Origin of the sequence: Tenacibaculum larymnensis (assembly GCF_028829235.1) — a bacterium.
Lineage (GTDB): Bacteria > Bacteroidota > Bacteroidia > Flavobacteriales > Flavobacteriaceae > Polaribacter > Polaribacter larymnensis.
Genome location: NZ_JAIWJY010000008.1, coordinates 57,469 through 75,921, shown reverse-complemented (window position 1 = coordinate 75,921; position 18,453 = coordinate 57,469). Strand labels below are relative to the sequence as shown.

The following is an 18,453-nucleotide window of genomic DNA, read 5'->3' as shown; positions in this document are numbered from 1 at the left end:
GAAGAAAAATCTTCTGAGGTTCATTTATTATTTTACAAACAACTAAATAGTTGTAGCTTATTTTATTACCAAGCCCATCCTTTAGTAGATGAAACTTTATCGTTCCAAGATTTTCTCCAGAACCACCAGCCCGACATAGTATACCATTTAAGGTTAGCTATTCCAAAACCTGTGTATCCTGTTCCTTGATAGAATCCTATTACTTTTCCTCCATAACAAGAATGTTGGTATAAGTATACTACGGCTTTTCTATATGAAGGTTTTGTTACGATTAAAGAAGATAACTGATCGTTATAACCACTTCCTACCCAATGATCTCTATAGTAATAGCGGTTCATTCTACTCATTCCGCTCATATAAGTGTTATAATAAGCGTGTTTATAGAAGTAAAATCTTCCTGACCCATACACGTCATAGCTATCACATTTAGCAGCTCTACCTTCAGTACCTACTTGATCGCCAGGAAAATTTCCAGCTACTTTCGCTCCATATTCTTGTAAGTCTTCTCCATTATCAAAAACCTTAACTTGAATATCAGTACTTCCTTCTTTTGGGTTATCAAAGAATAATGATTTTGGTGCTCTTTCTTCATCTCCAAAGATTTCTTGAGCAAGCTCAACATCTCCATCAGCTTTCAGTACTTCTCCACTTTCTTCATCATATACATAAGCTACTTTAAACTGCTTACCATAATAATCGTATGTATGACTTATAGTTACTGTACTTTCTTTTGCTAATTGTACTTCTTCTTTGTTCGATTCATTTTCAATTACATCTTCACTTTGACAGCTGAAAAGTAATGTAAAGCACATCACAGCCATCCATAAAAAATTTTGTTTTTTCATTTTTTCTTATTTTTTGAAACTCCCAGCATTTACTAAGAGTTTATTAGTTTGATTAGTTAGTTATTTAATTTTTTACAGGTATTAAAACCTCTCCGTTTTTAAAACGTGAATAATCTACAACGTATTTACCTGCTTGCAAAGTAATATTAGTTTTACCCAATTCTGCTACTATATCTTCTCTAAGAGAAACGTTTTCTGAAATGATAAAATCTTCTTCTTCTAAACTTCTTGAAAACACCAATCGTAATGATTCACCTTCATTTCTGAACGCTATCACACCATTATCTTCATCATTGTTTCCTTCCATAAGTTTTGAGAAAGTTTCTTTTACTTCATCTGATGAGCCTGAACTTGCATTTCCATATACAAGTATGTCTCCATAGTCGTTTTTAAAACACACTCCTGGTCCTGTAGTACAAGTTCCTCTACTAAAACGCCAATCCATAACATATACCCATGGTGCATAATAGGCTCGAGCTTGTTTTACCTCTAAATTTGTGTTGTTTAACAATTCGTTTGCAGTGTCTTCTTTTTGACATGCTTGTAGCATCATAAGGACGATGCCTACAATTACAAAGTTTTGTAGTCGTTTCATAAAATAATAGTTTTCGGGGTTAATTATGAACTCAAATATACACGAACACCACAGCTTAACTATCAGGGGAATTGTTGTTTATACCACAGGAAAAACACCCTTAAAATAAATCTTATGTACTGAACATTTGCTAAAGTTTGTGGGTATTTCAATTTATACCCTCTATAAATCAAGTGTTTATTCCTTTTAAAAATACAGTCGTTAACCTAAAGACCTTCTTCTCTTTCGGTTATAGTTTTGCCAACATTATAAATCAAAATAAAAAATTATGTTGAAAAAAATTTTAAAGTTAAGTGGTGTTCAAAAACTAAACAGTTTAACTCAAAAAGAAATTTCAGGAGGAGGTTCTTTTGGTGGTTATTTAGATGGAGTAGACACAACAACAGATCCTGACAGATTTCCTTCTGATCCAGTAACACCAAGTTGGAAGTGGAGGTGTCATAACCAAACTAGTAATGGTAATACACCTACCTTTTTTTATTCTTACACAGATTTAAGCTATCGTGGTTACATTTGTTATCCTTTATAACTAGATAAGAATTATAAAAGCAAGCCTAACTGCTTGCTTTTATTTATTTAATACCCTTTAAGTTCGTAGGTTTTCTATATCCTTGAAAAGGTTGCTTGAGTAACTCTTTTAGGCTTGAATTTTTTACCTCATCAGGAAATGTATCTACTCCGTAGACTATTTTTTCTCTATCTAATTCCATATAAGTCCCTAATAATCGATCCCAAATAGAAAAGATGTTTCCGTAGTTGGAATCAGTATAAGGTAATAAATTATGATGATGTACTTTATGCATATCAGGTGAAACAATAACATAACTTAATACTTTATCCAATTTTTTAGGCATTTTTATATTGGCATGAGTTAGTTGTGTAAACACTAACGACATAGACTGATATAACATTATTATACCTATAGGTGTTCCTACTAAAAAAACACCTAGTAATGTAAATGTAAAACGAATAACGCTTTCTATTGGATGATGTCTGTTTGCTGTTGTGGTATCTACTTTATGATCAGAATGGTGTACTAAATGTACCATCCATAAAGGTTTCACTTTATGCTCTACTAAATGTGCTAAATAAGCTCCGAAAAAGTCTAAAAACAACACTCCTAACAATACATACAACCATAATGGCATTTCAGGAAGCCAGTTAATCAATCCAAAATCATTTGCTTGTACCCAGTCCGCTGTTTTAAGTAATACAAAAGCCAGAGTAAAGTTGATAATTACCGTGGTAGCAGTAAAAAACAAGTTAGGCCATGCGTGTTTCCACTTATTGTATTTAAAACTAAATAAAGGCACAGCGCCTTCTAACAACCAGAAAAAAGTTATTCCTCCAACTAAAATAATACTTCTATGACTAGAAGGAATATTTTCAAAATAATGTATAAGGGTTTCCAATGTGTAATATTTTTTCTAAAAATAGAAAAAATATCTATAACAACTTATTTTTTAGAACTTCCCGATTGTGGTAGACGTTTTTTCAATTCCTCAACTATCCTATAAGTAGCAGGACAAACCTCTGTATTTTTAATAGTTAAATCTGCTATTTGGATAAACTTTTTTCGATTCGTATGTGGATATTCTGAACAAGCTTTTGGACGAACATCATAAATAAAACAAGTATTATCAGATTCGTCTAAAAAAGTACATGGAGCTGATTGTAAGACCATAAAATTATCTTCATCTCGCTGTAAATACTGATTTGTAAAATCAACCACCTTCATTTTTAAGTGTTTTGCTATACGCTCTATATCTTTTTCGGTAAAGATTGGTGAAGTTGTTTTACAACAGTTTGCACATTCTAAACAATCCGTACGTTCAAATTCTTCCTCATGCAACTCTTGCATTAGTAAATCTAAGCGTTTAGGTGTTCTTTTCTTTAATCGTTGAAAATACTTCTTATTTTCTTGTAAAGCGTCTTTGGCTAATTTTGGTAAGTTTTCAAGGTCTTTATCCATGGTGCAAAGGTACAAAAGCATCAACTAAGTATGCTATAATCATGAATCAAAAAATCATCCTTAAAATTGATGGGAAGAAAAAATTAAAAACACTAATTTTGTGCGATAATCAAAAAGAACCAATGAATATTCAATCGTTAATAGAAACGAAAGTAAAAGAAGGATTTTTAGCCTTGTATGATGTAGAAATTCCTAGTGTAGAATTTCAAGCAACCCGTAAAGATTTTGAAGGAGACATAACTGTTGTTGTCTTCCCTTTACTACGGTACAAAAAAGGAAATCCGGTTCAAATTGGTGAAGATTTAGGTAAATATATAGTTGAAAACATCAACGAAGTTACCAGTTACAATGTTGTAAAAGGTTTTTTAAACTTAGTCGTTGACGATTCTTTTTATGTAAACTTTTTTAATGAAATTGCAGCAGATGCAAGGTATGGTTTTGTAAAAGAAGACGAAACAGATGCTCGAATGGTAGAGTATTCTTCTCCAAACACCAACAAACCTTTGCACTTAGGACATGTTCGTAATGTATTATTAGGATATTCTGTTGCTGAAATTTTAAAAGCTGCAGGGCATAAAGTTTACAAAACACAAATTATCAACGATCGTGGTATCCACATTTGTAAGTCGATGTTAGCTTGGAAAAAATTTGGAGAAGGCGAAACTCCTGAATCAACTGGATTGAAAGGAGATAAACTGGTTGGTAATTACTACGTAAAGTTTGATCAAGAGTATAAAAAAGAAATTGGCGAATTAGTCGCTTCTGGCACTTCTGAAGAAGATGCTAAAAAACAAGCCCCATTATTTTTAGAAGCACAAGAAATGCTTCGTAAATGGGAAGCTGGTGATAAGGAAGTTGTAGCCCTTTGGGAAATGATGAACGGATGGGTATATAAAGGGTTCGATGTTACTTATGAAAACATCGGAGTTAACTTTGACAAATTATACTACGAAAGCAACACTTATTTATTAGGAAAAGATGTTATTGAAGAAGGACTTAAAAATGGTGTTTTCTTCAAAAAAGAAGATGGTTCTGTTTGGTGTGATTTAACTGACGAAGGACTAGACGAAAAACTAGTATTACGTTCGGATGGAACTGCGGTGTACATGACGCAAGATATTGGTACTGCTATCCAACGTTCTAAAGATTTTCCTGATGTAAATGGAATGGTATATACCGTAGGTAACGAACAAGACTACCACTTTAAGGTTTTATTCTTAATCTTACAAAAACTGGGGTACTCTTGGGCTAAGCAATTATTCCACTTAAGTTACGGAATGGTTGATTTACCTTCTGGAAAAATGAAATCTCGTGAAGGGACTGTAGTAGATGCCGATGATTTAATGGATGAAATGACCAATACAGCTCGTGAAATTTCACAAGAGTTAGGTAAGTTAGAAGGGTATTCTACTGAGGAAAAAGAGGAGTTATATAAAATTATCGGATTAGGAGCTTTAAAATACTTCATTTTAAAGGTAGATCCTAAAAAGAGAATTTTGTTTGACCCACAAGCATCCGTAGACTTCCAAGGAAATACAGGTCCGTTTGTACAATACACCTATGCGAGAATTCAATCAATCTTACGTAAAGCTAACTTTGATTATTCTTCTTCGGTATCAGTAGAATTACACGAGAAAGAGAAAGAATTAATTAAGCAATTAGAATTGTACCCTGAAGTAATTCAGCAAGCAGCAAATAATTATTCACCTGCTGTTATTGCTAATTACACATACGATTTGGTAAAAGAGTTTAACTCATTCTATCAAAACGTATCTATTTTAGGAGAAGAAAATCAAGATAAAAAAGTGTTTAGAGTTCAATTATCTAAAAAAGTAGCTGACACCATAAAATCTGCATTCAAATTATTAGGAATTCAAGTTCCTGAAAGAATGTAATTAATTAAGCTATTTATGAAGAAAGTCATTTTATTATTTTTACTATTTTTATTTTCATTAAACACTTCCGCTCAATCTATTTTTAACACATATGAGAAAGGTACCATTTATTTAAGAAATGGAAATAAAATAGAAGGTCTTGTGAAAATAACCAACTATGGAGGAAAAATAAAATTTAAAAAAACATCTGATTGTGAGAAAATAGTTTATGATGAAAAAGATGTTAAGAGTCTGAAATTTAGGTTTGGGGATGAATATATTTATAAAATAACAATAAAAAACAGATATATTTATCTATTAAAAAGGGAAATTAAAGGTGAAAAATTAGATTTATACTCTTTAGAATCTCAATCTCCTACACTTCATAATGGGTTTGGAGGTGGAACCTATACAACTTACTTTATAGGTAAAAGTAATACAGACTTTGCTGAAAAATTACCGAATAATGAAAAAGGAAATAAATACAGAAGAGTCATTTCGAAATATGTTTCTCATTGTAATAATTTTTCTGAGCTTATAAAAGATAAAAAAAGTTTAAAAAAGAATTTTGAAGACAAAATAAATTCAATTACAGGAAATATTATTGAACATTACAATGAAAATTGTAAATAAATATTTAACAAACAACAAGTAAAAATAAACGACATGAAATACGACGTATTAATAATCGGAAGTGGTCCTGGAGGTTATGTAACTGCCATTAGAGCATCTCAATTGGGATTTAAAACCGCTGTAGTTGAAAAGGAAAACTTAGGTGGAATTTGCTTAAACTGGGGATGTATTCCTACCAAAGCATTATTAAAATCTGCTCAAGTATATGATTATTTAAAACATGTTGATGAGTACGGTTTAAAAGCAGAAGCAATCGATAAAGATTTTGAAGCGGTTATTAAACGTAGTCGTGGTGTTGCTGAAGGAATGAGCAAAGGTGTTCAGTTCTTAATGAAGAAAAATAAAATAGACATCATCGATGGTTTTGGAAAGGTAAAAGCTGGTAAAAAAGTTGATGTTACTGATAAAGATGGTAAAGTAACTGAGTATTCAGCTGACCATATCATTATTGCAACTGGAGCTCGTTCACGTGAGTTACCAAGTTTACCTCAAGACGGTAAAAAAGTTATCGGATATCGTGAGGCTATGAGCTTACCTAAACAACCAAAATCAATGATTGTTGTAGGTTCTGGTGCTATTGGAGTTGAGTTTGCTCACTTCTATAACTCAATGGGAACTGACGTTACTGTTGTTGAGTTTATGCCAACAATTGTTCCTGTAGAAGATAAAGATGTTTCTAAACAAATGGAGCGTTCTTTCAAAAAAGCTGGAATTAAAGTAATGACTAGTTCTTCTGTAGAAGCTGTTGATACTTCTGGGGATGGAGTAAAAGCTACCGTTAAAACTAAAAAAGGAGAAGAAATTTTAGAAGCAGACATCGTATTATCAGCTGTTGGTATTAAAACCAATATTGAAAACATCGGTTTAGAAGATGTGGGTATTATTACTGATAGAGATAAAATCTTAGTAAACGATTGGTATCAAACTAACATTCCTGGTTATTATGCTATTGGTGATGTAACTCCTGGTCCTGCTCTTGCTCACGTTGCTTCTGCAGAAGGAATTACCTGTGTTGAAAAAATTGCTGGTCTGCATACTGAAACTATCGACTATAGAAACATTCCTGGTTGTACCTATGCTACTCCTGAGATTGCTTCTGTTGGTTTAACTGAAGAGCAAGCAAAGGAAAAAGGTTACGAATTAAAAGTTGGAAAATTCCCATTCTCTGCTTCAGGTAAAGCTAAAGCTGCTGGAACTCCTGACGGATTTGTAAAAGTTATTTTTGATGCTAAATATGGTGAATGGTTAGGATGCCATATGATTGGTGCTGGTGTAACTGACATGATTGCTGAAGCTGTTTTAGGTCGTAAATTAGAAACTACTGGTCATGAAGTATTAAAAGCAATTCACCCTCACCCAACCATGAGTGAAGCGGTTATGGAAGCTGTTGCAGATGCTTATGATGAAGTAATTCATTTATAAAATTTACAAACTTTATATAAATTATAACCTCGTCTTTTTTGACGAGGTTTTTTTATATTTGAATATGAAAAAAATACTCTCAATATTCGTTTTATTATGCTGTTTTTATTCTTGTAAAACAGAAGAAAAGAAAACACCCGTAAATCCATTAACGGTTCCTTTTAGTGAACGTCCAACTCCACAACTTCCAAATAACAACAATAATTCTGTTAATATTATTGGAGGAGCGCATTATATATGCCCTAAAAAGTGTGAAGGAGGTACTTCAAGTGTTCAAGGTACTTCTTGCCCTGTTTGTAAAACTCCTCTTGCTCATAACCAAGGATTTCACAATACACAAAATAAAACTTCCAACTCTCCAATATCAACTCCTGTAACACAGACTACTTCTGGACCTAATGCTGCTGGACAATATCACTATACCTGTACCAACGGTTGTGCTGGAGGGGCAGATACTACTGGAAAGTGTAACAGTTGTAACGGAGATTTAGCGCATAATGCTGCTTTTCATAATTAAAAAAGTACGTAATTCCCTTATTCTTATTACGGTTTTTAATCAAGTTTCTTGACTTCTATAATATAAATTTGTTTCACAATAAAAATTTACACTTATGTTAAGAAATATTTTAAAAGTAGGAACTATTTTAAAGAAAGAAGAGCAAAAATCAGTAAAAGGAGGAAATGACATGAAAGAATGTTCTTTAGGAGATCGTTGTCCTAATGGATCTCAATTTCCTTCTGAATGCCTTCCAGCTGCTGACTTTTGTTGCGTTAATGGTTTTTATGAAATATGTAGTTAATAGTAAACCTTATAACACAAAGAGCTATTAATTTAGTTAAAGTTTCGAAAAAGGATTATTAGAGAACATATAAAAGTTCGTAAACCTCACCTAATTGGTGAGGTTTGTTTTTAAAATACATAATTACCTTACATTTATTACGGTTTTTCTAAAGTTTACTTTTGACTTAATACATAAATTTATAACAACTTTAAAATTTATGATTATGTTAAAAAATATTTCAAACATTGGGCTTGTCTTAAAAGTATCTGAGCAAAAATCTATTACTGGTGGAATTACTAGCATATGCCCTAGAGAAGGTTTGGCCTGTAACAGCCAATACCCTTCTCCTGTACACTGTATTACTGATGTTCCATATTGCTGTGTTGATGGCTACTTTGAAAAGTGCTACTAAACTCATGAAATATAAATACTTATAAACCTCATCAATAAATGGTGAGGTTTTTTACACAGTACTAAAAACAGATAATTTACCGTAAAACGGTAAAAAATAACATAAATTCAATAAAAATGTTATTTTATTGAGTTTACGGCATAATAATTGTTGTTAAGAAAACTTTAACACAATTCGCTATACTATGAAAAACTATCTACAAAACAGTTTTACATTGAGGGGACAATTGTTATAGAAAAAGAAAAAACTCGAAGCTGCTAACTTCGAGTTTTATTTTATAAAATATTAGACAATAATTTTATCTAATTAACTTCTTGTATTTAATTCGCTTAGGCATTAAATCACCTCCTAAACGTTTCTTCTTATTCTCTTCATAATCAGAGAAAGAACCTTCAAAGAAATACACTTGACTATCTCCTTCAAAGGCTAAGATGTGTGTACAAATACGGTCTAAGAACCATCTATCGTGCGAAATTACTACAGCACAACCTGCAAAATTCTCCAAACCTTCTTCTAAAGCTCGTAGCGTATTTACATCTAAATCGTTAGTAGGCTCATCTAATAACAATACGTTACCTTCTTCTTTTAGAGTCATTGCTAAATGTAAACGGTTACGTTCTCCTCCTGATAAAGTAGCTACTTTTTTGTTTTGCTCACTTCCTGAAAAGTTAAAGCGACTTAGATAAGCTCTCGAATTTACTTGCTTACCTCCCATCATCACTAAATCCTGACCTTCTGAAAAGTTCTCCCAAATAGATTTTTCAGGGTCTATGTTTGAATGTGATTGGTCTACGTAAGCAATTTTGGCTGTCTCTCCTACTTTAAAACTTCCAGCATCAGGAGTTTCTTCTCCCATAATCATTCTAAAAATAGTAGTCTTACCTGCTCCGTTTGGACCAATAATTCCTACAATTCCTGCTTGTGGTAAATTAAATTCTAAGTTTTCATATAATAACTTATCTCCGTAAGCTTTAGAAACACCAGTAGCTTCAATTACATTCGTTCCTAAACGTGGACCATTTGGAATATAGATTTCTAATTTTTCTTCCGTTTGCTTTTGGTCTTGGCTCATTAACTTCTCATAGTTCTTCAAACGTGCTTTTTGCTTTGTTTGACGACCTTTTGCTCCTTGACGTACCCATTCTAACTCTCGTTCTAATGTTTTTTGACGTTTAGATGCTGTCTTGCTTTCTTGAGCCAAACGTTTTGACTTCTGATCTAACCAAGATGAATAATTTCCTTTCCAAGGGATACCTTCTCCTCTATCTAACTCTAAAATCCATCCTGCTACATTATCTAAGAAATAACGGTCGTGCGTTACTGCAATTACGGTTCCTTTATATTGTGCTAAATGGTGCTCTAACCAATGTACAGATTCTGCATCTAAGTGGTTGGTAGGCTCATCTAATAATAAAATTTCTGGTTCTTGTAATAATAAACGACATAAGGCTACACGACGACGCTCTCCTCCTGATAATACTCCTATTTTTTTATCACCTTCAGGCGTACGTAACGCATCCATGGCAATTTCTAACTTAGTATCTAACTCCCAAGCATTAGATGCATCAATTTTATCTTGTAGTTCAGCTTGACGATCCATTAATTTTTGCATCTTATCTGCATCAGAATACACTTCCTCTAAACCAAACATGTCGTTTATCTTGTTGTATTCATCTAAAATAGCAACAGTTTCTGCTGCTCCTTCTTTAACAACTTCTAAAACAGTTTTGTTTTCATCTAATTGTGGCTCTTGTTCTAAATATCCAACCTTATAACCTGGTGAAAATGTAACATCTCCTTGGTAATTTTTTTCTACTCCTGCTATAATTTTTAATAAAGTAGATTTACCCGAACCGTTTAAACCTAAAATACCAATTTTAGCTCCATAAAAGAAACTTAAATAAATATCTTTTAAAACTTGTTTTCCTGTACTTTGGTAGGTCTTAGAGACCTTATTCATTGAAAAAATGACTTTTTTATCGTCGCTCATTTCTTTATTTTTTTCTTTAATTAAACTCTTCCTTTTAAGGCATTAAATACCCATGCATTTGCAAAAAAACCTAAACCAACAGCTCCAAAGCCATATCCAGCTATTTCATCATACTTAAATACTGCTAAACATATAAGTAAAATCCCCATTAATACCATTATAAGCGTTGCCCAACCTAGGACAGTGTTTTTGTTCATTGCCATAATTTACTTTTTTCAAAAAAATGTGAGCTACAAATATCGGTAATTATTTAGACTTATTCACTGTAGTTGTGTGCATAAAAAAAGTCTTGCATTGGCAAGACTTTTTTAGTGATTTTAAATTTATGTATAAACTAAAGTTCAGCAGCTAACCTACTTCCTTGATTTATGGCTCTCTTTGCGTCTAATTCTGCTGCAACATCTGCTCCTCCAATTACATGTACTTTCATTCCTTTAGCTTCTAATGGTTCTAATAATTCTTTAAACGGAATTTGACCTGCACAAATAATTACATTATCTACTGGTAATACTTTTTGTTCTTCATTTTGAACATAATGCAAACCTTCGTCATCTATTTTTGTGTACTGTACCTCATTAATAAACTGTACTTTTTTCCTTTTTAATACTGAACGATGAATCCATCCTGTAGTTTTTCCTAAATTTCCTCCAAACTTCCCTGAACTACGCTTGAACATAAATATTTCTCTAGGTGAAGGATGAATTTTTGGAGCAATTCCTTCAATTCCTGCACGTGCTTCTAATGTTTTATCTATTCCCCATTCTTCTAACCAAGCATCTACATTTAAAGAAGTACTCTCTCCCTCGTGAGCTAAGTATTCTGAAACATCAAAACCAATTCCTCCTGCTCCAATAACCGCAACACGTTTACCAACGGGTTTCTTTAATTTTACAACATCTATATAACTCAATACTTTTTCGTGCTCTACACCTTCTATTCTTGGAGTTCTTGGCGTAATTCCTGTTGCTAAAACAACCTCATCAAAATTACCATTGTATAAATCTTCTGCAGAAACTCTTGTGTTTAACTTTACATTTACGTTGTGTAATTCTAGCTGCTTATTAAAGTAACGGATGGTTTCATAAAACTCTTCTTTTCCTGGAATCTGTTTTGCAATATTGAATTGCCCTCCTGTTTCTTTATCTGCATCAAATAAGGTTACATCATGTCCTCTTTGTGCTGCTACTGTTGAAGCTGCTAATCCTGCTGGTCCTGCACCTACAACTGCTATTTTTTTCTTTTTTGATGTTGGATTATAGTTTAGCTCTGTTTCATGGCATGCTCTTGGGTTTACTAAACAGCTTGCCACTTTTTTCTGAAAAGCATGGTCTAAACAAGCTTGATTACAAGCTATACAAGTGTTTATTTCGTCTACTCTTTCTTCTTTCGCTTTATTTACCCATTCTGGATCTGCTAAAAACGGACGTGCCATTGAAATCATATCTGCATGTCCTTCTGCTAGTACTTTCTCAGCAGTATCAGGCATATTAATTCTGTTAGAAGTAACTAACGGAATAGATAATTCTTCTTTCATTTTTTTAGTTACCCAAGTAAACGCAGCCCTAGGTACTGAGGTTGCAATAGTAGGTATTCGTGCTTCATGCCAACCAATACCTGTGTTGATAATGGTAGCTCCTGCTTTTTCTATTTCTTTTCCTAGTTGTACCACTTCTTCCCAAGAACTTCCTTGTTCTACCAAATCTAGCATTGATAAACGATAGATAATGATAAAATGCTCACCAACTGTTTCTCTAATTTTTCGAACTAACTCTACTGCTAAACGAATTCTGTTTTCATATTTCCCTCCATAATCATCGGTTCGTTTATTTGTTCTTGTTACTATAAACTGATTGATTAAATAACCTTCAGACCCCATGATTTCTACTCCATCATATCCTGCTTCTTGTGATAACTTAGCACAGTTTACAAAGTCTTTTACTGTCCTTCTTATTCCTGATTGCTTTAAGGCAAATGGTTTGAAAGGTGTTATTGGTGATTTGATTTTTGAAGGAGCTACGTTAAATGGATGATATCCATAACGACCTGAATGTAAAATTTGCATACATATTTTACCTCCTTCTTTATGAACTGCTTCTGTAATTACTTTGTGTTCACGGGCATGTTTTTTTGTGCTCATACGAGCAGAAAAAGGCGCTGTCCACCCTTGAATATTAGGAGCAATCCCTCCTGTAACAATCAAACCTACTCCTCCACGCGCACGTTCTGCATAATAAGCAGCAATACGTTCAATTCCATTTTTTTCTTCTTCTAAACCAGTATGCATAGAGCCCATTAATACTCGATTTTTTAAAGTAGTAAAACCTAAGTCTAATGGCTCGAAAATATGTTTGTATTTCATTGTTTTATTTTTATAAAATATTATGCACGCATAACAAATTGCAAGATACATATTTTTATAATATGTTTTTCATATAAAAAAGACCTCATACTTGTGTATAAGGTCTTTTAGAAATACTTACTTATTTTATTACCACCAAATGATTATAATTAAACCATTTGAACATATTATAATTATAATAATTCTAACTTTAGTTCCATCATTTAGTTCAGCTTCAAACCTATAAACTGGTTGCCTTTCATACTCGTGCGGTACTTGTATTACATTACCATCCTCCATTCTATGCTCTGCTAAACCTATACCTGAAAATTCATCTTTTACAATACGGTAACTTTTTAAATCTTCTTTTTTAAGGTTTCCTTTTTCTAAAAATAAATCTAAGGTTGGTTTTGCAACACCTTCTGGATTCATTGGGTATTCATCCGCTCTAACTACTCCGTAGTCTTCATGGTAATCTAATCTTAAATCATCTGTGGATTTTGCAGCTTTTGCATCGGCTGCTTCTGTCTGAGTTTCGTTTGGTAGTACTGTTTCTTCGTTTTGACATGATGCAAATACCATGAAAAAGATACTTACCAGCATTAGGGTTTTTAAAGTCTTCATAAAATATTAGTTTGGGTTAATTAATTAGCCCAAATATATCTTACCTCTATTTAGAAACTTATAGGCAAAAGGTTATTTATTACATAAGGAAAACATCTTAATTTTTTAAGGGAAATAACTCTTTTTTATCTACGATATCCTCTGGTTTTTAAATTATCGTACTATTTTTAATTTTTGAATCATTTCTGGAGAAAGAGAGTTAGCATACACTCCATAAGCATCAACTAAAACTCCTTTAACACCTGTTTTCGTCTGAATTGCATATACAACAGAATTGTCTCCTGCGCTACTCATGCCTTCAAATCGATATACCTCTACAACTTCAAAGGTATCTGGAGAGAAAATTTCTTTAGTATTTTTACTCTCTATTTCTTTTTCCTTCAAGTTAAAATCAAGAGTAAAACCTCTTTTCTGTAAATCTTTTAATGCTTCTGAAAGTGTATCATATGTATACATAACTTCTATTGTTTCACTTTCCTAAAAGATACAATATTTAAACTAGATTTCCTATTTATTTAATGAATAAGCACAAAATTTACTGTCTTATTTTATCCAGTAAACCACTAAGTTGTGTGGCTTCTTCTTCTGTTAAATTATCAATAAAATCTAAATGCAATTTATCATCTATTGTTTTTAAAAGCTTTTTTCCTTGTTGGGTAATACTTATATAAACCACTCTTCTATCATCTTCACATCTTTCACGGTCAATTAAGTTTTTCTCACATAATTTATCCATTAATCTTGTGGCGTTCGGAGCTCGTTCAATCATTCTATCTTTAATTGTTTGAACTTTTATTGCTTTTTTTGCTCCTCTTAAAATACGAAGAATATTAAATTGTTGTGGAGAAATACTGTACTGCTTAAAAAACTCATTTTCTTTACTGTTTATCCAGTTAGCAGTATATTTAATATTTATAAAAGCTTTGATTTTATTATTTGGAAATTTTGAATTGATGTCTTTTGAAATATCTCCCATTGTTTTGGTTATCGACTATTAGCCATTAGCCGGTTTATATTATTTAATAAAAAAGATTACCCTTTTAACTTTAAGTCTTGCATTAATTTGTTAAAAGTGTCCGATGATGGTGTTAAGTACACTTCTTCATCAACAAATAGTGTTGGATATTTTACTTGACCTTCATACAATTCTTTAGTATGCTCCTTTGCTTCGTTATCAACAGAAACATCTTTGTATTCAAATGATACTTCTGCAGATTTTAGAAAGTTTTTATATGCAACTGTATGTGCATGTCCTTTTCTACCGTATAAAACTATCTTCATTTTAACCTCCTTATTTTGAGTACAAAAATACAAAACACACATTTATATACCAAGGAATATAAACTCTTTACAAATACTGAAAAGGAATTTTGTTTATGCTAAAACGTTTGAATATTCTGGCTTTTTATCAAAAACTGATTTAGCAAACGGACATAAAGGAAGGATTTTAATATTTTTACTCCTCGCAAACTCAACTGAAGCTGCTACTAACTTGTATCCGGCTCCTTTTCCTCTTAAACTATCTCCAACCTTGGTATGATCTATAATTAATTTATCTTTCCCTGCCCAAGTGTAAGTCATTAATGCATCCCTACTTCCATTAACTTCAATATAAAACTCTCCCTTACCTCCTTTGTCTTCTTGCTGTACCTTCATGATTATCCTTTAAACTCTACCTTTACATGCGTACCGTCACAATATGGCTTATTATGAGAAGCTCCACACCTACAAAAAGCAGTTGTTTTACTTTTCTTTTCTGTACTACCATCTGTATTGGTTACATGCAAGGTTCCGTAGATTAATAAAGGGCCATTTTCTAGAGCTTCTACTTTAGTTTCTGTATGAGCTGCTGCTTGATTATCTTCTCTTTTTGAAATGTATGATAAAGCTCCTGATGGACACTCTTCTACTTGTTTTTTAATTCTTTCTGTAGTTGCTCCATCCATATTAATCCAAGGTCTATTTTGTGGATTAAAAACCTGTATCAATCCTTTCCAACATTTTTTTGAGTGGATACATGTATTTGGTTTCCAAACTACAGTAATATCATCATTACTATATTTTTTTACAATTTCCTTTGCTTCTGACATAATATTAAATTTTATGTTTATACTGCTTTTTGGAAAGTTGCAACGGCCTCTTTTATTTTTTCATTAAACTCCTCATTTACAACCCTTCCGTCTTTAAAGTTATCATAAAATTTTGGTAAAGAAAAATCCGCTATGACATTTGCCCCCATGTGTGGAAAACCATTTCTTGCTATGGACATAGATGATGCTCCACCTCTACCTCCTGGGGAAGTTGATAATAGTAACATAGGTTTATTATGCCATACTTTCTGCTCAATACGCGACATCCAATCTATTATATTTTTAAAAGCTACCGTAAAATTTCCGTTATGTTCAGCTAACGATACCGCAATCCCATCAGCTTTTTTAATTTTATCCAGAAATTTTACTGCATTTTCTGGAATACCGCTTTCCGCTTCCTTATCAACTCCATAAATAGGTAATGGATAATCATTTAAGTCTAATACAGAAACCTCAACTTCCTTTAAAAAACCTGAAGCGTATATTACTAATTGTTTGTTTATTGATTTTTTACTATTACTCCCCGCAAAAGCGATTATACTCTTCATTTATGTTGTTATTTTTGAATCGATTTCAGTTTCTCCCTTCACCATTTTAGCTACTGGGCACTTACCTGCTATTTCTAATAATTTGACACGTTGCTCATCCGTAACTTCCTTTTCAAAAGAAATTTCTTCTACTAATGATTTTTTAATTCCTTCTGGAGTTAATTGTTCTTTTTGACTGACATTTACTGTAACTCTTCCTAAATCCCACCCTTTTCTTTCTGCGTACATTCGCAGTGTTATTGATACACAACCGCCAATTGCAGTTAATAAATATTCTACTGGGGTTGGTCCGTTATCGTCTCCTCCTTTATCTAAAGGTTCATCAATAACGGCAAAATGATTTCTCATTTTACCTTCTGCTAAGTAATTTCGTTCAGTTAAAGTAACTGTTGATGTTGGATTATTGCTCATTATATTTTTTTACTATAAATATACGAAACTATTACTAGTACCATTGCAATTGCAGCACCTGTTTGCTCTCCATCTCCAATCATAAAATGAGCAAAAAATGCAAGAATGAACGCAAAGAAAAAGCCTGCATATGCCCATTCATTTATAAACTTCCCTCTAAAAAACCACAATGCTACTAAACCTAATATTTTTGCTATTGCATAGGGATAAATAATGTATGTTGGATACCCAAATGTTGTAAACATTTTAGCTACTTCTCCATGGTTAAAAAAATACATTCCTGCTGAAAAAAACATCAATAGTGTTAACAAGCCTGTAGCTACATAAAAAATAATTTTATCTCTTTTCATTTTTAATTGTTGTTAAAATTCTTTTACAAATATATAAAATATTTCAATTATTTTCCATGGTATATATTTTCTAGGTGTTTATTAAAATTAATAAGCAACTGTTTGAAATCAAAAAAACATTTATATTTGCAATTATATAAGTACTTATATTTCATAAATGGATGCATTAAAAGGATTAGGAGAAATAGGTTTAGGTTCTAGATTAAAGAGAACTAGTGAATATATGATGCGTGAAACACAATTGGTATATGATGAGTTTAATATTGACTTTGACCCTTACCTATTCCCTACTTTTAAAATTATAAAAAACAAAGATGGTGTAACAAATACTGAGATTACCAACAGTTTAAAAACATCACAACCTGCTACAACGCAAGCAATTAATAAACTTCAAAAAAAAGAACTTATCATTCTAAAAGAAGATAAGTTAGATAAGCGAAAAAAAGTTGTTTTTGTATCCGATAAAGGAAAAAGACTTATCAAAAGTGTTACCCCAATTTGGAACAGTATTGAGTACATTATTAAAGAGTATACAAATATAAAATCTGAGTCTCTAACTGAACTTATAAATGAGTTAGAAGCTAAATTTAACGAAAAACCCTTCAGTAAAGCTATTATTGAACATATAAAAATGAATACAACAAAAAACACTGTAGCAATTACCACATTTAAAGAAGAATACAGCTCCTCTTTTTATGATTTGAATATTGAATGGTTAGAAACATTTTTCTACGTAGAACCTTATGATAAGAAAGTTTTAAGCAACCCTCATACATATATTATTAACAAAGGAGGACATATTTTCTTTGCTACATTAAATAATGAAATTGTAGGTACTGTTGCTTTGATGCCAATGAACGAACCCAACGTTTATGAACTAACTAAAATGGCTGTTTCACCAAAACACAGAGGTTACAAAATAGGACAACAGCTTATGCAGCATTGTATTGATTTTGCTAAAGAAAATAATTTTGACAAACTCGTTCTTTACTCTAACACAAAGCTAGAAAATGCTATTTACATTTATAGAAAATTTGGCTTTTTAGAAATCCCCGTGGAAGAAGGTTGCCCATACGAACGTTGTAACATTAAAATGGAACTGAAAACAAAGTCTTGATAATTTACGATATGGATACAACTCTAACAATTAACATCCTACAAGAAGCTGAAAAGTTAAAAGAATATTTTTCTCCTAAAATAATTTCTGAGGTTAATAATGAATACGTTAAAATAGCTAAAATTAAAGGAGAAGATATTCCGTGGCATAATCATGAAGATGAGGATGAGCTTTTTTATATTATTGATGGAAATCTTCTAATGGAAATTGAAAACCAACCTAGTTTTACAATGAAAACAGGAGATCTATACGTAGTTCCTAAAGGTATCAATCATAGAGTTAGCTCTTTGGAAGAGTGTTTAATTATGCTTATTGAAACAAAATCTACTAAACACACTGGTGATGTAATAACTCCTATTACAAAATCTATTGATACTCAAAAATATTAAAGCTTTTATTGAAAAATATTATTATCAAAATGAAAAAGCTCTCTTTTAAAAAGAGAGCTAC

The 18,453-nt window shown here is 32.1% G+C and carries 24 protein-coding genes; 8 read left to right on the top strand and 16 right to left on the bottom strand.

The genetic code is table 11. The annotated features are described in order from the left end of the window. Positions 1 to 65: 65 nt before the first annotated feature. Together LCI24_RS12275 and LCI24_RS12270 are read right to left on the bottom strand one after the other, a co-directional pair. Positions 66 to 845 (bottom strand): hypothetical protein, encoded by a 780-nt coding sequence (locus LCI24_RS12275; protein ID WP_274640629.1) that lies wholly within the window; start codon positions 843 to 845, stop codon positions 66 to 68. 64 nt (positions 846 to 909) lie between these two features. Further along, the gene (locus LCI24_RS12270) at positions 910 to 1,440 is read right to left on the bottom strand and encodes a hypothetical protein (protein ID WP_274640628.1); all 531 of its coding nucleotides are present in this window, start codon (positions 1,438 to 1,440) and stop codon (positions 910 to 912) included. Between the two features lie 268 nt (positions 1,441 to 1,708). Between LCI24_RS12270 and LCI24_RS12265 the strand changes: the two genes are divergently transcribed. Then, positions 1,709 to 1,969, top strand: a complete 261-nt coding sequence (locus LCI24_RS12265) for a hypothetical protein (RefSeq protein ID WP_099216210.1) — start codon at positions 1,709 to 1,711, stop codon at positions 1,967 to 1,969. 43 nt (positions 1,970 to 2,012) lie between these two features. Here LCI24_RS12265 and LCI24_RS12260 read toward each other — a convergent pair whose 3' ends face one another. Further along, the gene (locus LCI24_RS12260; RefSeq protein ID WP_274640627.1) at positions 2,013 to 2,852 is read right to left on the bottom strand and encodes a sterol desaturase family protein; all 840 of its coding nucleotides are present in this window, start codon (positions 2,850 to 2,852) and stop codon (positions 2,013 to 2,015) included. Positions 2,853 to 2,896: 44 nt separating this feature from the next. Then, the gene (locus LCI24_RS12255; protein WP_274640626.1) at positions 2,897 to 3,412 is read right to left on the bottom strand and encodes a YkgJ family cysteine cluster protein; all 516 of its coding nucleotides are present in this window, start codon (positions 3,410 to 3,412) and stop codon (positions 2,897 to 2,899) included. A gap of 122 nt (positions 3,413 to 3,534) precedes the next feature. Between LCI24_RS12255 and argS the strand changes: the two genes are divergently transcribed. The 5 genes from argS to LCI24_RS12230 all read left to right on the top strand — a co-directional run bounded on the left by argS (position 3,535) and on the right by LCI24_RS12230 (position 8,141). Further along, complete coding sequence (argS, locus tag LCI24_RS12250) at positions 3,535 to 5,307, top strand: arginine--tRNA ligase (protein WP_274640706.1); 1,773 nt, start codon at positions 3,535 to 3,537, stop codon at positions 5,305 to 5,307. Positions 5,308 to 5,322: 15 nt separating this feature from the next. Next, entirely contained in the window at positions 5,323 to 5,919 is a 597-nt protein-coding gene (locus tag LCI24_RS12245; protein WP_274640625.1) for a hypothetical protein, read from the top strand. 33 nt (positions 5,920 to 5,952) lie between these two features. Further along, positions 5,953 to 7,341, top strand: coding sequence for a dihydrolipoyl dehydrogenase (lpdA, locus tag LCI24_RS12240; protein ID WP_274640624.1), 1,389 nt, complete (start codon positions 5,953 to 5,955; stop codon positions 7,339 to 7,341). Positions 7,342 to 7,405: 64 nt separating this feature from the next. Further along, on the top strand, positions 7,406 to 7,858 hold the full coding sequence (locus LCI24_RS12235; RefSeq protein WP_274640623.1) for a hypothetical protein: 453 nt from the start codon (positions 7,406 to 7,408) through the stop codon (positions 7,856 to 7,858). A 94-nt stretch (positions 7,859 to 7,952) separates the two neighbouring features. Further along, positions 7,953 to 8,141: a hypothetical protein gene (locus LCI24_RS12230; protein WP_274640622.1), complete on the top strand. Its 189-nt coding sequence runs from the start codon at positions 7,953 to 7,955 to the stop codon at positions 8,139 to 8,141. Positions 8,142 to 8,833: 692 nt separating this feature from the next. Here the strand turns inward: LCI24_RS12230 and ettA are convergent. The 12 genes from ettA to LCI24_RS12170 form a co-directional block, all read right to left on the bottom strand. Next, positions 8,834 to 10,525 carry an energy-dependent translational throttle protein EttA gene (gene ettA / locus LCI24_RS12225; protein ID WP_274640621.1) on the bottom strand — a complete coding sequence of 564 codons (1,692 nt, stop codon included), beginning with the start codon at positions 10,523 to 10,525 and terminating at the stop codon, positions 8,834 to 8,836. Between the two features lie 20 nt (positions 10,526 to 10,545). Further along, positions 10,546 to 10,722: a CAL67264 family membrane protein gene (locus LCI24_RS12220; RefSeq protein ID WP_099216284.1), complete on the bottom strand. Its 177-nt coding sequence runs from the start codon at positions 10,720 to 10,722 to the stop codon at positions 10,546 to 10,548. A 137-nt stretch (positions 10,723 to 10,859) separates the two neighbouring features. After that, positions 10,860 to 12,884 carry an NADPH-dependent 2,4-dienoyl-CoA reductase gene (locus LCI24_RS12215; RefSeq protein WP_274640620.1) on the bottom strand — a complete coding sequence of 675 codons (2,025 nt, stop codon included), beginning with the start codon at positions 12,882 to 12,884 and terminating at the stop codon, positions 10,860 to 10,862. Between the two features lie 129 nt (positions 12,885 to 13,013). Continuing rightward, positions 13,014 to 13,487: a hypothetical protein gene (locus LCI24_RS12210; RefSeq protein ID WP_274640619.1), complete on the bottom strand. Its 474-nt coding sequence runs from the start codon at positions 13,485 to 13,487 to the stop codon at positions 13,014 to 13,016. Between the two features lie 153 nt (positions 13,488 to 13,640). Further along, positions 13,641 to 13,943 carry a phosphoribosylpyrophosphate synthetase gene (locus LCI24_RS12205; protein WP_099216224.1) on the bottom strand — a complete coding sequence of 101 codons (303 nt, stop codon included), beginning with the start codon at positions 13,941 to 13,943 and terminating at the stop codon, positions 13,641 to 13,643. Between the two features lie 79 nt (positions 13,944 to 14,022). Further along, on the bottom strand, positions 14,023 to 14,463 hold the full coding sequence (locus tag LCI24_RS12200; RefSeq protein ID WP_099216225.1) for a MarR family winged helix-turn-helix transcriptional regulator: 441 nt from the start codon (positions 14,461 to 14,463) through the stop codon (positions 14,023 to 14,025). Between the two features lie 56 nt (positions 14,464 to 14,519). Then, positions 14,520 to 14,768: a glutaredoxin family protein gene (locus LCI24_RS12195; RefSeq protein WP_274640618.1), complete on the bottom strand. Its 249-nt coding sequence runs from the start codon at positions 14,766 to 14,768 to the stop codon at positions 14,520 to 14,522. Between the two features lie 93 nt (positions 14,769 to 14,861). Then, the gene (locus LCI24_RS12190) at positions 14,862 to 15,143 is read right to left on the bottom strand and encodes a GNAT family N-acetyltransferase (RefSeq protein WP_274640617.1); all 282 of its coding nucleotides are present in this window, start codon (positions 15,141 to 15,143) and stop codon (positions 14,862 to 14,864) included. Positions 15,144 to 15,145: 2 nt separating this feature from the next. Continuing rightward, positions 15,146 to 15,577: a (4Fe-4S)-binding protein gene (locus LCI24_RS12185; RefSeq protein WP_274640616.1), complete on the bottom strand. Its 432-nt coding sequence runs from the start codon at positions 15,575 to 15,577 to the stop codon at positions 15,146 to 15,148. 17 nt (positions 15,578 to 15,594) lie between these two features. Then, complete coding sequence (locus LCI24_RS12180; RefSeq protein WP_274640615.1) at positions 15,595 to 16,125, bottom strand: NADPH-dependent FMN reductase; 531 nt, start codon at positions 16,123 to 16,125, stop codon at positions 15,595 to 15,597. Next, on the bottom strand, positions 16,126 to 16,536 hold the full coding sequence (locus LCI24_RS12175) for an OsmC family protein (protein ID WP_274640614.1): 411 nt from the start codon (positions 16,534 to 16,536) through the stop codon (positions 16,126 to 16,128). It abuts the gene before it with no gap. Then, positions 16,536 to 16,886 (bottom strand): DoxX family protein, encoded by a 351-nt coding sequence (locus LCI24_RS12170; RefSeq protein WP_274640613.1) that lies wholly within the window; start codon positions 16,884 to 16,886, stop codon positions 16,536 to 16,538. Before LCI24_RS12170 ends, LCI24_RS12175 begins: the two co-directional genes overlap by 1 nt. A gap of 157 nt (positions 16,887 to 17,043) precedes the next feature. Between LCI24_RS12170 and LCI24_RS17015 the strand changes: the two genes are divergently transcribed. Together LCI24_RS17015 and LCI24_RS12155 are read left to right on the top strand one after the other, a co-directional pair. Beyond that, positions 17,044 to 18,003, top strand: a complete 960-nt coding sequence (locus LCI24_RS17015) for a bifunctional helix-turn-helix transcriptional regulator/GNAT family N-acetyltransferase (RefSeq protein ID WP_313814245.1) — start codon at positions 17,044 to 17,046, stop codon at positions 18,001 to 18,003. A gap of 11 nt (positions 18,004 to 18,014) precedes the next feature. Next, positions 18,015 to 18,392, top strand: a complete 378-nt coding sequence (locus LCI24_RS12155) for a cupin domain-containing protein (RefSeq protein ID WP_274640612.1) — start codon at positions 18,015 to 18,017, stop codon at positions 18,390 to 18,392. The last annotated feature ends 61 nt before the right edge of the window (positions 18,393 to 18,453 follow it).

Excerpts from the sequence above, each read along its gene's own strand:
- LCI24_RS12275 (WP_274640629.1), bottom strand. The coding sequence starts at position 845 with ATGAAAAAACAAAATTTTTTATGGATGGCTGTGATGTGCTTTACATTA.
- LCI24_RS12270 (WP_274640628.1), bottom strand. The coding sequence starts at position 1,440 with ATGAAACGACTACAAAACTTTGTAATTGTAGGCATCGTCCTTATGATG.
- LCI24_RS12265 (WP_099216210.1), top strand. The coding sequence starts at position 1,709 with ATGTTGAAAAAAATTTTAAAGTTAAGTGGTGTTCAAAAACTAAACAGT.
- LCI24_RS12255 (WP_274640626.1), bottom strand. The coding sequence starts at position 3,412 with ATGGATAAAGACCTTGAAAACTTACCAAAATTAGCCAAAGACGCTTTA.
- argS (WP_274640706.1), top strand. The coding sequence starts at position 3,535 with ATGAATATTCAATCGTTAATAGAAACGAAAGTAAAAGAAGGATTTTTA.
- LCI24_RS12245 (WP_274640625.1), top strand. The coding sequence starts at position 5,323 with ATGAAGAAAGTCATTTTATTATTTTTACTATTTTTATTTTCATTAAAC.
- lpdA (WP_274640624.1), top strand. The coding sequence starts at position 5,953 with ATGAAATACGACGTATTAATAATCGGAAGTGGTCCTGGAGGTTATGTA.
- LCI24_RS12235 (WP_274640623.1), top strand. The coding sequence starts at position 7,406 with ATGAAAAAAATACTCTCAATATTCGTTTTATTATGCTGTTTTTATTCT.
- LCI24_RS12230 (WP_274640622.1), top strand. The coding sequence starts at position 7,953 with ATGTTAAGAAATATTTTAAAAGTAGGAACTATTTTAAAGAAAGAAGAG.
- ettA (WP_274640621.1), bottom strand. The coding sequence starts at position 10,525 with ATGAGCGACGATAAAAAAGTCATTTTTTCAATGAATAAGGTCTCTAAG.
- LCI24_RS12220 (WP_099216284.1), bottom strand. The coding sequence starts at position 10,722 with ATGAACAAAAACACTGTCCTAGGTTGGGCAACGCTTATAATGGTATTA.
- LCI24_RS12215 (WP_274640620.1), bottom strand. The coding sequence starts at position 12,884 with ATGAAATACAAACATATTTTCGAGCCATTAGACTTAGGTTTTACTACT.
- LCI24_RS12210 (WP_274640619.1), bottom strand. The coding sequence starts at position 13,487 with ATGAAGACTTTAAAAACCCTAATGCTGGTAAGTATCTTTTTCATGGTA.
- LCI24_RS12205 (WP_099216224.1), bottom strand. The coding sequence starts at position 13,943 with ATGTATACATATGATACACTTTCAGAAGCATTAAAAGATTTACAGAAA.
- LCI24_RS12200 (WP_099216225.1), bottom strand. The coding sequence starts at position 14,463 with ATGGGAGATATTTCAAAAGACATCAATTCAAAATTTCCAAATAATAAA.
- LCI24_RS12195 (WP_274640618.1), bottom strand. The coding sequence starts at position 14,768 with ATGAAGATAGTTTTATACGGTAGAAAAGGACATGCACATACAGTTGCA.
- LCI24_RS12190 (WP_274640617.1), bottom strand. The coding sequence starts at position 15,143 with ATGAAGGTACAGCAAGAAGACAAAGGAGGTAAGGGAGAGTTTTATATT.
- LCI24_RS12185 (WP_274640616.1), bottom strand. The coding sequence starts at position 15,577 with ATGTCAGAAGCAAAGGAAATTGTAAAAAAATATAGTAATGATGATATT.
- LCI24_RS12180 (WP_274640615.1), bottom strand. The coding sequence starts at position 16,125 with ATGAAGAGTATAATCGCTTTTGCGGGGAGTAATAGTAAAAAATCAATA.
- LCI24_RS12175 (WP_274640614.1), bottom strand. The coding sequence starts at position 16,536 with ATGAGCAATAATCCAACATCAACAGTTACTTTAACTGAACGAAATTAC.
- LCI24_RS12170 (WP_274640613.1), bottom strand. The coding sequence starts at position 16,886 with ATGAAAAGAGATAAAATTATTTTTTATGTAGCTACAGGCTTGTTAACA.
- LCI24_RS17015 (WP_313814245.1), top strand. The coding sequence starts at position 17,044 with ATGGATGCATTAAAAGGATTAGGAGAAATAGGTTTAGGTTCTAGATTA.
- LCI24_RS12155 (WP_274640612.1), top strand. The coding sequence starts at position 18,015 with ATGGATACAACTCTAACAATTAACATCCTACAAGAAGCTGAAAAGTTA.